The 15,222-nt window shown below is 36.4% G+C and carries 14 protein-coding genes; 4 read left to right on the top strand and 10 right to left on the bottom strand.

The features are described from left to right. Positions 1-6: 6 nt before the first annotated feature. The gene (locus tag ACICP9_RS03810) at positions 7-1,245 is read right to left on the bottom strand and encodes a tyrosine-type recombinase/integrase (RefSeq protein WP_395496908.1); all 1,239 of its coding nucleotides are present in this window, start codon (positions 1,243-1,245) and stop codon (positions 7-9) included. 147 nt (positions 1,246-1,392) lie between these two features. Between ACICP9_RS03810 and ACICP9_RS03805 the strand changes: the two genes are divergently transcribed. The 3 genes from ACICP9_RS03805 to ACICP9_RS03795 all read left to right on the top strand — a co-directional run bounded on the left by ACICP9_RS03805 (position 1,393) and on the right by ACICP9_RS03795 (position 5,368). Continuing rightward, the gene (locus ACICP9_RS03805) at positions 1,393-2,901 is read left to right on the top strand and encodes a hypothetical protein (RefSeq protein WP_395496906.1); all 1,509 of its coding nucleotides are present in this window, start codon (positions 1,393-1,395) and stop codon (positions 2,899-2,901) included. 115 nt (positions 2,902-3,016) lie between these two features. Continuing rightward, positions 3,017-4,411: a hypothetical protein gene (locus ACICP9_RS03800; RefSeq protein ID WP_395496904.1), complete on the top strand. Its 1,395-nt coding sequence runs from the start codon at positions 3,017-3,019 to the stop codon at positions 4,409-4,411. A 42-nt stretch (positions 4,412-4,453) separates the two neighbouring features. Next, entirely contained in the window at positions 4,454-5,368 is a 915-nt protein-coding gene (locus tag ACICP9_RS03795) for an SPFH domain-containing protein (RefSeq protein WP_395496902.1), read from the top strand. 8 nt (positions 5,369-5,376) lie between these two features. Here the strand turns inward: ACICP9_RS03795 and pdxT are convergent, their stop codons facing one another. The 3 genes from pdxT to ACICP9_RS03780 all read right to left on the bottom strand — a co-directional run bounded on the left by pdxT (position 5,377) and on the right by ACICP9_RS03780 (position 8,328). Beyond that, complete coding sequence (gene pdxT, locus ACICP9_RS03790; RefSeq protein WP_395496900.1) at positions 5,377-5,955, bottom strand: pyridoxal 5'-phosphate synthase glutaminase subunit PdxT; 579 nt, start codon at positions 5,953-5,955, stop codon at positions 5,377-5,379. Then, entirely contained in the window at positions 5,952-6,833 is an 882-nt protein-coding gene (gene pdxS / locus ACICP9_RS03785) for a pyridoxal 5'-phosphate synthase lyase subunit PdxS (RefSeq protein WP_395496898.1), read from the bottom strand. The genes pdxT and pdxS overlap by 4 nt, the downstream gene beginning before the upstream one ends. A gap of 208 nt (positions 6,834-7,041) precedes the next feature. Then, positions 7,042-8,328: a DEAD/DEAH box helicase gene (locus ACICP9_RS03780; protein WP_395496896.1), complete on the bottom strand. Its 1,287-nt coding sequence runs from the start codon at positions 8,326-8,328 to the stop codon at positions 7,042-7,044. Positions 8,329-8,843: 515 nt separating this feature from the next. On the opposite strand from ACICP9_RS03780, the gene ACICP9_RS03775 reads away from it, so the two are divergent. Further along, positions 8,844-9,707: an outer membrane protein gene (locus tag ACICP9_RS03775; protein ID WP_395496894.1), complete on the top strand. Its 864-nt coding sequence runs from the start codon at positions 8,844-8,846 to the stop codon at positions 9,705-9,707. 85 nt (positions 9,708-9,792) lie between these two features. Here the strand turns inward: ACICP9_RS03775 and ACICP9_RS03770 are convergent, their stop codons facing one another. The 6 genes from ACICP9_RS03770 to ACICP9_RS03745 all read right to left on the bottom strand — a co-directional run bounded on the left by ACICP9_RS03770 (position 9,793) and on the right by ACICP9_RS03745 (position 15,154). Continuing rightward, on the bottom strand, positions 9,793-10,743 hold the full coding sequence (locus ACICP9_RS03770) for a hypothetical protein (RefSeq protein ID WP_395496892.1): 951 nt from the start codon (positions 10,741-10,743) through the stop codon (positions 9,793-9,795). A 206-nt stretch (positions 10,744-10,949) separates the two neighbouring features. After that, positions 10,950-11,129: a hypothetical protein gene (locus ACICP9_RS03765; RefSeq protein WP_071661816.1), complete on the bottom strand. Its 180-nt coding sequence runs from the start codon at positions 11,127-11,129 to the stop codon at positions 10,950-10,952. Positions 11,130-11,268: 139 nt separating this feature from the next. Then, entirely contained in the window at positions 11,269-11,454 is a 186-nt protein-coding gene (locus ACICP9_RS03760) for a hypothetical protein (RefSeq protein ID WP_395496890.1), read from the bottom strand. Positions 11,455-11,787: 333 nt separating this feature from the next. Further along, on the bottom strand, positions 11,788-12,555 hold the full coding sequence (locus ACICP9_RS03755; protein ID WP_395496888.1) for a hypothetical protein: 768 nt from the start codon (positions 12,553-12,555) through the stop codon (positions 11,788-11,790). Positions 12,556-12,590: 35 nt separating this feature from the next. Continuing rightward, positions 12,591-13,865, bottom strand: coding sequence for an HBL/NHE enterotoxin family protein (locus ACICP9_RS03750; RefSeq protein WP_395496886.1), 1,275 nt, complete (start codon positions 13,863-13,865; stop codon positions 12,591-12,593). A gap of 35 nt (positions 13,866-13,900) precedes the next feature. Then, positions 13,901-15,154, bottom strand: a complete 1,254-nt coding sequence (locus ACICP9_RS03745) for an HBL/NHE enterotoxin family protein (protein ID WP_395496884.1) — start codon at positions 15,152-15,154, stop codon at positions 13,901-13,903. Positions 15,155-15,222: the final 68 nt, after the last annotated feature.

Here is a 15,222-nt window from a genome sequence, read left to right as displayed (position 1 = left end):
GTATGACTAAGCTAAGGGATCTAATTTTTTCTTCTTAGCGGATGCATGGCGTGCACGCATTTCAACGTCGATATATTGATCGGTAATTGCGCTAGAGCTATGGCCGGCATCATCCCTGACATGCTCACGGGGCCGATGCTTGACATCCTCGGAAATCCCCGTGTGTCGCAACCAATGTACAGTAGCGGTTTTTAATTCTATTGCCTCGTCTTTAAGTCCATCCTTAACCATACGAGCAAAAGCCGCATCAAAACAAGCTTGGACGATACAACGAATTTGTCGCGTACTTTGAATGGCCGTTTGGCCATTAACTTTTCTAATTAAAGGCGTGGTTTCACCGCGGCTAGGTAAACTCATCAGTCCTAAACTTTTGCGGTACTGCTTTAATGCATTTAACATATCATCACTGACACTGATTAAACGCTCTTTATTTCCCTTACCCACCGTTAAAAACCACCAGTTTCTATCGGCATCTTTTTGAAAATGACCCATCTGTGGTTCCCAACGTGGGCTCGCGGCGAGTTCAGAAATTCGTAGATACATCCCATATAATGCCTTCATAATGAATAAGGTTCTATTGTGCAAGGCAGGTTTCTGTTCGAAGAGGATTTCTGCGGTTTCTATGACATACGACCATTGTAAATCACTTAAACGACGCACTTGATGATTACTTTTTTGTTGCCGTATGAATTTACTTTTTTGCCGAATTTGTGCTACAGGATTGAAATGAATGTAGTCTTCTTGAATCAAATAGTTATAAAAGCTTCCACACACCGCAAAAATCGCTTGTAATGCTTTTTGTGATAAGGCATATTTTTTTATATCCGGCATCAGGCCTTGTTGACTGGCCATTTTATTAATCGTCGCGACAAAAGGCCGCCAATGGGGATGGGGTTTTCTCTTTCCCTGATGTGTGAAATAGCGCGCAACGGTTTTAACACCAATCCAGTGTTTAGGGGGTTGCTGGCAAAATTCTATGAAGGCTTCAAAGTCATCGCGGCGCAATTCTTTGATCGACTTTCCTAAAACGAACCAACTCCACTGTAATAAACGTTCAATTTCGCGTCGATACGCATTAAATGTAGCCTCGCTGCCCCGATAACTATACAGAAACTGTAAGGCTTGAGAATAATCTTGGCTGGCATAAGGCTTAGGGTGGGTTGTGTTTGAAATGGGTTGCAGTTTTTTTTTGGGATCGATAAATTTTAAACTATCAAATAATGGAATCGGAGAAATGAGTGGCATAATCAAGTATCTTAGTAAAACTTTGGCTAGTTTAACAACCTTTTATGAAAAAATAGGGAATAAATAAAAAAAATAATATTTGACAAGAAATTTTCAAAAAAGTTTAGTATAATGCCGGCCTTCCTAGTTAGGGGGTAAATAAACTTAATGCCCAGGATTGTTTCTAGCATAAAGAAACACATCACTACAACTGAGTTTTGGCGGGCCTTGTCGTTCGTCTTGAAGCGCCTAGAAAGTATCGCAAAATACCTCACTAAACTTCCTCTACCTTTTGCCTTTAGCCTTTATATCTTACACCTGCTAAGAGCAGCTTTAAGGATATATAGTTATTTTTATAAAATTAAAAATAAAAACTTAGGTGATACGTGTAAGCTATTATTTGCTGTATTTAAAGTATCGATAGCTATTATCGCATTAGTTTTACTCGGATGTGGTTTTGCTTCACTACCTTCGATTTTGTTAGCCTCGTTTTTTGCTTACAGTATTTTAAAGCTTATTCATAGCGCGATAGTTTTGTTAGCCAGCACTATCGCCTATCTGAAAATCGATAAACAGAGTATCGAACAGCGATGGAGGCGAGCACACTATCGCGATAACATGACCAAACACGTCGGTATGTTAGGCGCAGGCCTATTGTTTGTGTTATTTACCTGCCTGTTCAACGTTGGAAAGAGTATTTTAATCTGGTCTAACCCGTGGCTACTGTTAGCGGATACGATGATTGGTGTGGGATTGCTCGCTGCATTTTATTTAGGCTATAAAATTCGAAAAAATAAACACCTCGCAGGCGAAAATTCAGTTTTAATGGCGGATCAGACTGCGAAAATAAAGAAATTTTTATTGTTGTTCGGTTTAGCGATCGTCGCTTTGCTATTAACTGCCGCTACGCCTAGTCTCGGAGTTTCTGCTATCACGATCGCGTTGATATTACTTTGTTCACAAGATATCGTATTGACTGTTTATTATTATTTTAATGGGGTTTATATACCGGATCCTGAACCGGCTAATCTTAACGAAGAGCCATTAAATACCTACTTCGGTCAAACCAATCGAGATTATTATCACACTTTTTCACCCATATTATATTTACAGACACAAGTTTCAGACAAGCTGCAGCAGATTAAGGAAGTTAATAAAGCCAATAAAAAACTGATTTTAAAAGTAACATTGGTCAAATTACTGCAATTAGAAAATAAATTAGCAAAAATTAAAAAAGGCACATTCAGTCGATTTTTTTTTTCACAAAAAAAACTCAATATCAAAAAAGAATATTTACTCCGAGAGTTAACTTGGGCTTTAAATACCGATGATCAAGAAGCTTTAATCGATCTTTTTATCCTAGCCATTATCGATTTGGCTGAAAATAAAAGAACTATGCTTTTAAAAAATAATCTATGTGAATTACTGGATTTATTGGATAGAGGTAATCTCGTTTATCACCTACTACAAAAAAATAGCTTGGCCCAATTATTTTTTTTAGCGAGGCAGGGGGAGTGTACCCAACAAGCAGAAATTATTAAACCCAAAGCGTTTTATCAATCTTTTTGGAAAAAAGTCGGGGCCTGTGATGCCTTATCCCAGGCATTTCGAGCATCACGAAACATAGAGGAACAGATAAGCGTATCCAACCTACCTCTGGTGGCTTATTTAAACTAATGAGTCAAAAATAATGACTAGGTGGTGTTAAGGATAGTAAAAGGAAACTTAATTATAATGAGCGGCTTGATGCCATCAGGCATGCAATTAAGAAACATGTCATAGAGTATAGACTATGCTTTACGTGCTTAACGATTGGTTTCTTTTAGAGGTAGAGAAGTATATTGATCAGCTTCAAGCCTTATTGGCACTAAGTGAGCTGCGGTGCTTAATCGGCCAATTTTTAGACCCGTTACAGCAACTGTACCTCTCTATTACTTCCATTTCTCTTTGGCGTCTAATTTTTCTGGTACTGAAACGCTTAATCAGTGTTATCAAGGCCGGTTTGAAGTATTTTTTAATTGATTTACCTATTCCTGTGCTGGAATTTTTCTATGTTTTACATTTTGCTAGGGCATTTTTAACGCTGATTAATTTTTTTGGAGATACGGAGAATAAAAATTTAGTTGAAGGAACTAAATTTTTATATGCTTGCTTTAAGATCGTTATTTCGCTTTTGATGCTCGGTTTTCTGATCGTACTATTCGTCCATGGTATGGCGCCTTTGGGACTAGTTGCTTATGCGCATCTTAAAAACTTATTTCGTGCTTATACGTTTTCAAAATTTGGCATTAGCTTGCTGACCTTAGGATTTAGTTACTATAAGACCAAATCCTTTGGTAACGGGGCAGAGCATGCTTGGTTGCTTGGGCAATATCAAGCGAATGTTCAAAAACATATGCATATCTTAACGTTGGGTACATTAATAACGGCGTTATTGACGCTAGTGAGTATATTTGGTTTTGGCTTGGGAGTGATAGGATTGGCGGTGGTTATCGTGTTAGCGGGTTTGCTGCTGATAATTGATATCGCCAAAGCGATTTATTTTTATAAAAATGGTTGTGATGTTCCAGAGCCTGAAATAGGTAGTTTGCCGCAGCATAATTCACTACTCGATTTTTCTAAGAGTGATTATTATTATAGAAAGTGTCGAGTTGGCAGATTAAAGATAGACGAGGCCGAAGAAAGTTCTGAAGCAAATCGAATTTATCTATTAAAAGAAATAGTGGTTAAAATTATTCAGTTGGAAGCTAAATTAAAAAATTCTTCTTCTAGAATAAGCTTTTTTTCAGAAAAACAAAAAATACAGGAGAAAATAGAAGGTTTAAAACAAGAGGGGAGTTTGCTTTTAAATGATGATTATGAAGAAAATAAATCATTGTTTAGTAAGATTATTAAGTCTTTAAAAGAAGATTATCAGCAATTAAACGAAAATGATAAAACGCTAATCCCTAAAAAAAATCTTGAAAATTTAATGATTAGTAATGAAATAGCTATCTTAAATGAACTCCATGCACGAGGTGTTATCAGAGAAGAAAAGAAGGTAGAGTATTCACAACCGTTTCGGCAATCGTTTTTTAGAAAAAAAGGGGATTGTGAAGATATTAGAGACGCCTGTCAGGAGCTGTTAAAGCAACAAAAGCCTAACTATGACGCAATCACATTGCGGCTTAGTATGGCAACAGGCTGAATACATGCTAGAATAGGCTAAATTTTAAACAGAGTTACGCTTATGCCCCTATCGCTGTTACTTATTCTCATTATACCTATAGCAATCTTGTTATTGAAGACCTTTTTCACCGTTAGTCAACAATCTGTTGAGGTGATTGAACGTTTTGGAAAATATACGCGTTGTGCACATGCAGGCTTAAATTTCAAGATTCCGTTCATCGAACGCATTGCCGGTGCTATTTCACTGCGGATCTATCCATTGGAGGTCACCTTAGATACCAAAACTCAAGATAATGTGATCGTTAAAATCCAGGTTTCCGTCCAATACCGGATTAAAGAAGACCGTGTTTATGATGCTTTCTATAAATTAGAAAATGCGAGAGAACAAATCACAGCTTACGTTTTGGATTTGGTCCGTGCTGAAGTACCGACTATGAGTTTAGATGCGGTCTTTGAAAAGAAAGACAGTATTGCAAACGCGGTAAAAAGTGAGTTGACCGGGACCATGCAAGAATTTGGTTATGAGATAGTGAAAGCTTTAGTGACCAATATTGATCCCGATGAGAAAGTAAAACATGCCATGAATGAAATCAATGAGCAGCAACGTTTACAGGTGGCGGCGCAAGCCAAAGGGGAAGCAGAAAAAATTCTAAAAGTAAAACAAGCAGAGGCAGAAGCAGAAAGTAAGCGCTTGCAAGGAGAGGGTATTGCTAACCAACGTAAAGCCATCATTTGTGGGTTACAACAATCAGTAGGTGAATTTCAAAAGGCGATTCCTGGCGTAACAGCGGCGGATACTATGAATTTAGCCTTGATTACACAATATTTTGATACACTGAAAGAAATCGGTGCCAATAGTAAAAGCACAACTATCTTATTACCGCACTCTCCTGGCGGTTTAAAAGACATTGCCGCGCAACTCCAAGAAAGTATTATTACTGGGAATTTAGTTGCAAATTCAGAGCAGGCAGAATAATTTAAATTTTAAGTTTGTGCGGAATTTCGGCCGACTTGCTGGATGAAATAACGATGTAAATAATTATCTTGACTCAGCTCAGGATGAAAGCTAGTAGCGATGATATTTTTTTCATGTACAGCAACAATCTGATCTTGGTATTTGGCTAATACTTTAATGTGGCTGTTGTCATCTAGCAAGGTGAGTTTAGGAGCGCGGATAAAAACCATTTCCATCGCTCGATCGCTTATAACACAATGTCCGCTTACCACTTGCGAAGCGAGTTGTCTGCCGTAAGCATTTCGTGTCGCACAGATATTTAGACGTCCCAAGCTTTCTTGTATGGGTGATAATACCGATTTGGCGAGTAGTATGGCTCCCGCACAGGTCCCTAAGATGGGTTTATCATAATCGATCAGACTCGCCCAAAGTTGTTGTTGCTTAAGTAACTTAATTAATACCGAACTTTCTCCACCCGGTATAATTAATGCGTCGCTGGCGGTCAATGTGCGGCGATCACGTACCCATGAGCAAAACACACCCAGCTTATTTAAACAGCGGATATGTGCTTGATATCCACCTTGTAAGGCTAAAACTCCAATATTCATATTTTCATATTAATTAATTGGGATTCTTCAGATTTTAAATTAAACCCACTCATCCCTTCTGCCAAATCATTCGAAACATTGAGTAAAATTTCCGGATTATCAAAATGGGTAGTGGCTTGTACGATAGCAGAGGCGCGTTTTTCAGGATCAGCCGATTTAAAAATTCCTGAACCGACAAAGACGCTTTCTGCACCGAGTTGGCGTAATAAAGCTGCATCTGCAGGTGTCGCAACACCTCCCGCAGAAAAATGTGGGACGGGTAATTTACCTTGTTCAGCAACCCAAAGTACTAATTCTAAAGGAGCATTTAAGTTTTTTGCTTTGGCGTAAAGTTCTTCTTTTTTTAAAATCGACAGTTGTTTAATTTCGCGTGTGATAGCTCGCATATGACGCACAGCTTCGAGAATATTTCCAGAACCTGCTTCGCCTTTAGTACGTATCATAGCAGCACCTTCGGCAATGCGTCTTAACGCTTCGCTAAGATTGCGACAACCACAGACAAAGGGGACTTCAAATGCTTCTTTATCAATATGACATTCATCATCGGCTATGCTTAATACTTCACTTTCGTCGATAAAATCAACACCCAATGATTGTAATAGTTGTGCTTCAACAAAGTGACCAATACGCACTTTGGCCATCACCGGTATCGAGACGGCTTGCATAATATCGTGAATTATTTTAGGTGAGGCCATACGCGCAATACCACCCATTTTACGAATGTCTGCGGGTACACGTTCTAAAGCCATTACTGAACAAGCGCCTGCTGCTTCCGCGATTTTTGCTTGTTCAACGTTAGTGACATCCATAATGACGCCACCCTTTAGCATTTCAGCCAGGCCGATTTTGATGCGCTGGGAATCATCAAGAAAATTCATAGTGTTATCACCACAATAAAAGTTTTATTCTGTTCGTACAGAAATAGCCTGGCTATTGTACAATAAATCTCAGTAATGCGTCATTTTTGCATAATTTATTTATTTCAGACGTTTTTTGAATCAAATTAGTTTTACGATTCCGGCCCTTTAGTTTCGAAAAGAGGAGTATTACGGTTTTGGCGGTCTTAGAAAATAATCATAAAGTGATTTAGTCGGTCGTTTTCCTTTTTCGGCCGGTATAACTTTTTTGATAACTAAGGCGTGACTTTGGTTTTCTAGGCGCTGAATTTTGATGAGTATAAGAAAACTGTCTGGGTCGGTCTGCTGTGGTGAGTTCAGCGGGGGCTTTTGCTTTCGCTTTATAATCAAATTCAGGGATAATGCATTCTTCTAAACGTTTCTTCAGTAAATACTCAATGGAACGGATTTGACGTCTATCGCCGTTGGTAATTAAACTAAAGGCTGCTCCTAATTTAGATGCGCGTCCAGTTCGCCCAATCCGATGTGTATAATCTATCGCTGTATTAGGCATATCAAAGTTAATCACATGGGATATATGATCGATATCAATTCCACGTGCCGCAATATCAGTGGCTACTAAGAATTTCAATTCACCATGGCGAAATTTACCGAGCGCAATTTTTCGTTTGCTTTGCGATAAATTACCCTGAAAGGAGGTCGCTTTATAACCGAGATGCCCAAGGTGTTCAGCCAAACGCTTGGCACGATGTTTGGTTCGAGTGAAAATGATGGCTGATTGAACCTTATTGTTTAGTAAAATGGTTTCCAATAAATCAGTTTTCAATGCTTCTGAAATTGGGAATAAGGTTTGTGTGACGGTATTGGCTGGAGCCGATTCACCAATTTTTATAGAAACAGGATTATTAAGTACTTTGTCTGCTAATACTCGGATATCTGCCGACATAGTGGCAGAAAAAAGTAAATTTTGGCGTTGTTTGGGTAAATATTTTAAAATATGATAAATAGGTTCTCGAAAGCCGAGATCAAACATATGATCAGCTTCATCTAAGACCAATATTTCAATGTGATGCAGGTTAGCCTGCTCGCGCTTACTTTTGCCTCCTTGGAGTAGGTCAAGCAAACGACCTGGACAGGCGACGACGATGTCGATACCACCGCGTAATGTTCGATATTGCTCAATATAATTGACTTTACCACCGTAAATAGTGGCACAGCGTAAACCAGTTTTGGCACCGAGCTTATTGATAGAAACACAAATTTGGTCAGCTAATTCTCGCGTCGGTGCTAGGATAAGTGCCCGTAATTGACCTTTAGGTCCTGACATTAGGTGTTGCAGTAGGGGTAAAGCAAAAGCCGCGGTTTTACCAGTTCCGGTCTGAGCCAAACCAACAACATCTTGACCTTGTAAGATAGCGGGTATGGCTTTTGCTTGGATAGGTGTGGCTACTTGGTAACCCTCGGCTTGAATACCGGATAAAATTTGGCTGTTTAAGTTAAATTCTGTAAAGTTCACTAAAAAAGTTCCTGGCTGAGTGAGCCAAGTAACATCTTTAGCTCTAAAAGTGGGCTATTCTATCAGGCTTATTCGGCAAATGATAGGAAAATTGCACTAAAAATAGACGGTCTCTAGCGATTGCTAATCCGATAAAAATTCAAGGATCCGAGTTATCTGTTCTTTTGGATATCTGTAGCGGGCGAGTGGATGATTAACAGTCATTTGCTTGCCATTGTAATGCTATGATTAAATTAGATTTTATGAAAAACTTAGTAAGGCATAGTTGCCTAATGCTGCCCTAAGTGGTCCTGCTCACACGTGTAAAAAACCTAGCACGGCGACAAACAAGAACCTAATGGGGCGCAGACCTATTTTAAGATGCAGCAACTTCTGTGTGCCACCCCTATTAAATCAAGTACATCGATTGATTGAAAATAAAAGCAATTGTGGGATGGTGCTATTGGTTTTTTTGTCTTTTTGAACTATTTTTATATAAGTTTATAGTTTTAAATTTTTCAAGGGAGTGGATAAGTGTGCGTTATATAATTTCTAAAAGAGCTATTGCTATCCTGTTTGGTATTATATCTTTATCCTTTTACTCAGGCGATACTTATGCTAAGTGTCTAACTAAGGAAGCGCCTTCCCGCCCCCCTTGTTGTAAATATAAATGTCGATTCCTGCAACCTCCTTCGCCACATCATTGGTATGTCGATGTCGGTGTTGGAAAATCCTATGATTTTGCACATGATAATACAATAGCCCAAATGGAAGATGCGGCAGGGCAGTTACTTTTTAAAACAGATACTTCAGCGTCCCCTGCTTTTTTTTCTGCAGGCGTTGGCCATATTTGGTTTCTACAAGGAGACTATTTGCCTGCTATTAGTGTCGGTTTGCAATATCGTTATACGAGCCCGACCTTAATGACAGGTATTATCTATGATGTGAATGAAGAAGGAGACATTAATCTTCAACAATCTTTGTTTTCTCGTTATCAAGTCAAACAGCGAAGTTTATTGTTGATAACAAAACTAGATTTATATCGTTGGAAAAATGTCATGCCTTATTTTTCTTTCGGCCTAGGTGCATCCTGGAATCGTATTAATAATTTTAGCACACTGGCCTTTGACCCCGATCTTATTCCTTTACCACTCGTCGCTCAGGCGAATACAACAACCGATTTTAGCTATAGTTTGGGTGCCGGTATTGACTATGCGGTCAACCCGGCGCTATGGTTAAGTTTAGGTTATTCCTATGATGATTTTGGGAAAAATAAAATAGGGAATTTATTCGTGTATGAAAATTTTCAGTTTCCATTAATTGATATTCAGACCACGGTAAAAAATTCAAGTTTATATTCACATAATATTCTCCTAACTGCACGTTATCTTTTTGGATAAATAAGACTTTTGACGACGCTACGAATTTAAGTGAATTCATAGCGCCGTCTGATTTGGCAAAAAATTATTTATAAATTTGAGTTTATTATTCTTTAAAGTTATCTAGTAATAAATTTATTTTAAAGATAAGTTCTTTGTTTCTTTTGATTAATTTAAGATTATCTGAGGTTAAAGACGCGTTAATTTTGTCTTTTACTTCAATTTCTTGAGTGAGCTTATCATTTTTATTAGTAAGGTCTTGTATATTTTTCTCATTAATCTGATTTAACTCATTGAGGGTGTCTGTTTTTTTATTTAAAGTTATAATTTTATCATTATTCTCATTGTTAATAATAATTAACTTATTATTGGCTTCGATACACTTATCATGTTGTGATTTGTTTTCTTCGTTTTCTTTGCTTAGATTTTCTAGTTGTTTTTTTAGTAAATCAATAATGTTGTTTAAATCATTTATTTTTTTATTAAGCGTAATATTTTCTTTTTCGGTAATGTCTAATTTTGTTTTATATTGTTCTTTTTCTTTTTCTGAAATTTCCAGTTTAGATTTATATTGATCTTTTTCCTCTTTTATCTGTTTTAATCTTTCCTTACAATGTTTATTTTCAAGTTCTTTTATTTCTAAATCTTCTTTATGTTGTTTATTTTCTTTTTTCAATTGTTCTAATAATTCTTGAATGTGCTTATTTTCAAGTTCTTTATTTTCTATTTGCTCTTTTTTTTCATTATGTTCTTTTTCCATTTGTTCAATTAATTCTTTTTGTTTTTTATTCTCTTGTTCTTTCTTTTCTAAATCTTCTTTATGTTTCTCGTTTTCTTTTTTTAGTTTCTCTATCGTCTCTTTATTATGTTTTTTTTCTAATTCTTTTTTTTCTAAACTTGTTTTATAATCTTCATTTTCATTTTTTTGTTTCTCTAATTCTTCTTTTAGTTCATTGATTTGTTTATGTAGTTCTGATGTATCGTTGAGCAAAGTTTTTTTGTTTTTCTCGTCACGAAGTTTTTGGAGAGGTCCTTTCTTAATAATATTAGGTTCCATGTTGTATATCCTTATTACGATAAAATTTTTTATAATAGATTTAATTTTATTTAAAAAGGCAGCAAAAGTTATTTTTTAGATTTAAAAAATCCAAATTAACATTACCACGTAGTACAGCGCCTAACGTAAACAAGCAAAAAGTATGTTTGCAAGCTAATGTGCCACGCAGGTAACACTACGTGCGTGGCATACTAAACAACTCTTTTTTAGGGAATGATGATAGGGGGTAGTGAGTTTAAAATACCGATTGCTTCTATAATTGAATTAATAGCATTGTTTATAGCTAAAGCAGCTTCTTCAGTTCCTGTGATAGCTTGAACTAGCGATAAAGCAATGGTAAGTATACTTAATGTGTTTGATAACATGCCGGTTATAATAATGGCCATACTTTTTATCCTGCCGTGAATCTATGTTTGTAAATTTTTAAGCCTTGCTTTTTTCTTAAATATTGTTGTTGAGGGTTAATCTATTTTTAAAATTAAATATAATGAAGGAAGCGTAATGGCTTCCTTCATCACTAATTAATTATCTGAAATTAGTAGGTATAGGTAATGAACCTAATATACCTAATGCACTAGTAACTGAAGAAATTGCAGCTTGTATGGGCGCTACAGCGGCTCCAGCACCTGGGACTACAACTAATAATGCTAATACCGTATTTAAAGTAGCCAAAACAGGAGTTAATATTCCGATAATTGCAATTGGGGGCATAATTTTTTCCTTTAATAATGGGTGATAATTTTTTTTTAATGAAGCATTAGTGCTCCAAGGTAATAACTTTCTTATTTTTTGTTATTAAGTGAGCATAAATCGAGAAATCGTCGAATGATCTCTATTACAATAGATTTTTTTATTAACTATTGTTGTTTATGATAGATATAAATTATCACTGATCTGGAAAATAAAAAACTGATATTTATAGCAGTTAGTGAGAAGATATGAAGCGATCTGCAGGTATGCAGGCATAGGGATTACAAGTGGAACGCTCACAGACAAATATTCAAGTGAAGTGGATAGGTGTCATTTGCTTAGCTAAGTAATCTATCAATTCGTACGAGTAATGTTCATTAATCCTGACCAATCTTTTTCCAGAGTCATTAATTTAGGTTTCAAGAAATGCGATTCGAGATCGATTCTTTTTAAAGAGTCTTGGATATTGTTAATATTACCTTGCATTGCATCGCATTGCGTGCATAGTTGCTGATTTGAATTGAATAACTCTATAGATTGATCCAATAATTGTTGTATTTTTTTTTCATTGTTATCCAGATTTTCTATTTCTCGTTCCTTTGCTACTAATTTATCTTTAATTTCATTCAATGCCGCATCGAAAGGTTTTATACTTTCTAAAATTAGTGCAATAATCCAACTGAATATCCAGAACACCGTCATATACCCATCAATTTCAGCTTTTTTGGCTTTAATTTGTCTCTCGATCACTTCTTTTTGGCCATTTAGCCCTTCTTTTTCTGCAGTCAATTTTTCAAGCGTAGTTTTTGCATCGCGAATAGATTGCGCTAGATCATCGCGGATATTGCTGAGTTGATTTAGGGTAGTAATGGATTGGCTTTTGATATACGTTACTTTATTGTTAATCGAGTTTAATATTTCAGTAAATTGCTGAATGGCTAAAGTATCTCCTGTTAACACGGCAGGTAATGTATCTGATAGCATTTGATAGTTTTTTCTAAAACTTGGATCATAATCACGAATGATATGAATGAGTGGCGTCATTACATCTGTGGATAAATTTATGGCGGAATAGGAAAAATAGGCGGGGTTAATGTCGTTGGATCGGACTAAATTAAACATGATGAACAGTTCCTTTTTTTGTGTCGATGAACAAATTACGCTTCTGAGTCATCTTTTGAATTTTCAGCAATAATTTTTTGCATAAAACGTCCATTTTTTACTCGGGGTATACCCAATAGGTTTCGGTCATAAGCATCTATCGTACTGACTACTTCTAAATGAACCGAATTTTGAAAATTGCTCGCTTTTTCATTCAGAGCAGATAAATCGTTGTGCGTTAATGACCATTGCTGCTTAATATATTCAATATCGTTAGTATCTAGTTGGGTTGCAAATTTTTGTTTTAATAAAGAAAAATTATCGGTTAATCCTTGCCAAGCGACAGCAAGATATTTTACGCTACCTTCAAGCAGGCTTATAGTTTTAGTGAAGCTATCCCATTGTTGAATCAATGCGATATAAACAGCCGTTTCGATACTGTATTTTTTTAGTTTTTCAATGCACTCTCTGTATTGAATCATTGTATGTTGTAATTTTGCTTGATAAAGGGAAGGCACGGGTTTGTTATCTGAAAATACTTGAATATTACCGGTGATTATAGGAGTAGGCGCCGCTTTAATTTCTTTAGTGGGTTTAATTTCCGGTTTTGACAGATCGGGTTTAGTTTGGGGTTTTTTATCAGGTATATATTCAGTAATCAATGAGGTTGATATTTTTAAAATATTTTTGATTGAATGCAAAGCGCCACTGGCAATCTGAGCATTATTCTCGTTAATTTCTTTTGCTAGTGTTTTAAGTAACGTTTGTAGCGGTACTATTTCAGTTTGTTCGCCAATATAAAGCTGTTCGGCTATTTTCTGAGTATTTTTTAGCGTATCTGTTAGCTTTAGTTGATCATTGAGATATTTTTGCAGTTCGGTGGCGAGTGTATTAGAGTTATCTTTTTTTTCTACTATGAGGTTGATTAAATCTTCAATTGCTTCAATTACATCTGCCGCTAAACCTGTTTTTTCACCTTCATCTGCTTCATTAAGTGTATTAAAAAACTCATTGATATCGAGGTAATAACTATCAAAAAGATTATAAAGGCCAGTTATTTCAGTAAAAAGAGCCAAGATTTGAGGAATATACTCATCGAGATAAGATCGAGCAATATCGCGCATTTGTGCCTGTAGGATTTTTATATCTAATAATTTTTCTAGGTTGATATTTTTTTGTAGTAACAAAGTAATCGCTTTGGCTTGACCCAAACTTTGTCCTGTCATCACCTGATTCAACGCGATAGGAAAATCGGCAGGAGCTAAAGATTTGATCGTTTGCGTAATAGGCTGAACAGATAGTTGATTATTCTCGAAGATAAAATTGTTCATTTTATAATCCTTATAAAATAGAAGTAGTGATTTTTTTAACAAGTTAAGTCGGCAAGATCGGTTAACGGTAATATCCAAGGCTGAGGACTAGCAAGTCGTTTGGTTGATATACTGAGCGCAGGGAAAGAATAGAATGCTTTTGCCAGTCTCAGTGAATTCGCTAATTCAGAATCAATCTTAACTTCTAAACTACCATTGTTTTGCGCGTTTACTGCTTGTTGCTTTAAATCATCAAAATTTTTCTGTGCCGCTTTTAGTTTATTCACTAGCATAAAGCGTCTTTCGGGATTAATAATATTGACTGTGTTTTCTAATTCTTGAAAATTATTATTAATAGTAACCCATGCTTGGCGCATATTCTCTACCGCGGTATGTGCATTGGTATTATTAGCGGTTAATGAAGTAAACTGATTTTTGGTGTTTTCCAATGCCGCCATTTCATCTTCAAGTTGCTTCATTTTTTGTAATGCTTGTCCATAGTCGCGTTGTTTGTTTTCTAGATCAACGGAGGCAGTGGCGACCATAGCGACTCCGGTTACGGTGGTAATAACACCGGCTACGATTAATTTCACGGCTGCTCCACCCGTCACGACTGACCCGATAGCACCTATCCCTATCATTACAATTCCACCGACGATGGCAACGGCTCCACCGGCAATAAGGCCTATATTTTTATCGATGGCGGTCGTTATTGCATCAATATTTTTTCGTGTCGTCGCAATTTCTCCTTCGCTACCGGCATAAATTTGATCGGCATCGGCAACAATCGTCTGAAAATTACGATTATCGGATTCTAAATCGGTTCTAAACAATGAGAGCTTCTCAATAAGTTGTTGGGTTTTGTTCTCTTTGTCTTGAATATTTTCTTTAAGCTCAAAGATGCCTAATTTAAAATTTTGTGCGTTTGTATCGTTGGCTTGTTGAATCTCAGCGGCTATTTTAATTAAATCTTCCCAATAAGAACTCGATAGATTACAAAATCCTGATACATCGGTATAGGTGGCATTAATCTTGGGTACCAGATGATTTAACCAATGTCTTGCATGTTCACGAGTTTCTTGCTGTGTTTTTTCAATCGATTTAATTTTATCGAGCTTAATATTTCTTTGAGTAAGACAAGTCGCGATGTAGGTTTGTACCAAAGAAGAATTCGTATGAACGCTACCCATGTTTTCTTTTATCAGTGCTGAGGCAATGAGATCATCATCGGATGCAGAATAGGATCGAGTCATTATCGGATCATAAAACTCTAGAGTTGAATAAGTGCGCACTCTATTTAAGGTATTCATAGGATAGTTTCCTTGGTAGACTGAAACATAAACGATCGTTGCCTTTACTAACGATAAAAGCGAATTGA

The sequence above is a fragment of the Rickettsiella endosymbiont of Litargus connexus genome, assembly GCF_964277335.1.
GTDB lineage: Bacteria > Pseudomonadota > Gammaproteobacteria > Diplorickettsiales > Diplorickettsiaceae > Aquirickettsiella > Aquirickettsiella isopodorum.
Note: the sequence above shows the minus strand (reverse complement) of the source record. Positions and strands in the feature narration are given on the sequence as shown.

Bases quoted from the DNA above. Each gene is read 5' to 3' on its own strand.
- ACICP9_RS03795 (WP_395496902.1), top strand. From the start codon at position 4,454: ATGCCCCTATCGCTGTTACTTATTCTCATTATACCTATAGCAATCTTG.
- ACICP9_RS03765 (WP_071661816.1), bottom strand. From the start codon at position 11,129: ATGGCCATTATTATAACCGGCATGTTATCAAACACATTAAGTATACTT.
- ACICP9_RS03760 (WP_395496890.1), bottom strand. From the start codon at position 11,454: ATGCCCCCAATTGCAATTATCGGAATATTAACTCCTGTTTTGGCTACT.
- ACICP9_RS03745 (WP_395496884.1), bottom strand. From the start codon at position 15,154: ATGAATACCTTAAATAGAGTGCGCACTTATTCAACTCTAGAGTTTTAT.
- ACICP9_RS03805 (WP_395496906.1), top strand. From the start codon at position 1,393: ATGCCCAGGATTGTTTCTAGCATAAAGAAACACATCACTACAACTGAG.
- pdxS (WP_395496898.1), bottom strand. From the start codon at position 6,833: ATGAATTTTCTTGATGATTCCCAGCGCATCAAAATCGGCCTGGCTGAA.
- ACICP9_RS03755 (WP_395496888.1), bottom strand. From the start codon at position 12,555: ATGTTTAATTTAGTCCGATCCAACGACATTAACCCCGCCTATTTTTCC.
- ACICP9_RS03770 (WP_395496892.1), bottom strand. From the start codon at position 10,743: ATGGAACCTAATATTATTAAGAAAGGACCTCTCCAAAAACTTCGTGAC.
- ACICP9_RS03750 (WP_395496886.1), bottom strand. From the start codon at position 13,865: ATGAACAATTTTATCTTCGAGAATAATCAACTATCTGTTCAGCCTATT.
- pdxT (WP_395496900.1), bottom strand. From the start codon at position 5,955: ATGAATATTGGAGTTTTAGCCTTACAAGGTGGATATCAAGCACATATC.
- ACICP9_RS03810 (WP_395496908.1), bottom strand. From the start codon at position 1,245: ATGCCACTCATTTCTCCGATTCCATTATTTGATAGTTTAAAATTTATC.
- ACICP9_RS03800 (WP_395496904.1), top strand. From the start codon at position 3,017: ATGCTTTACGTGCTTAACGATTGGTTTCTTTTAGAGGTAGAGAAGTAT.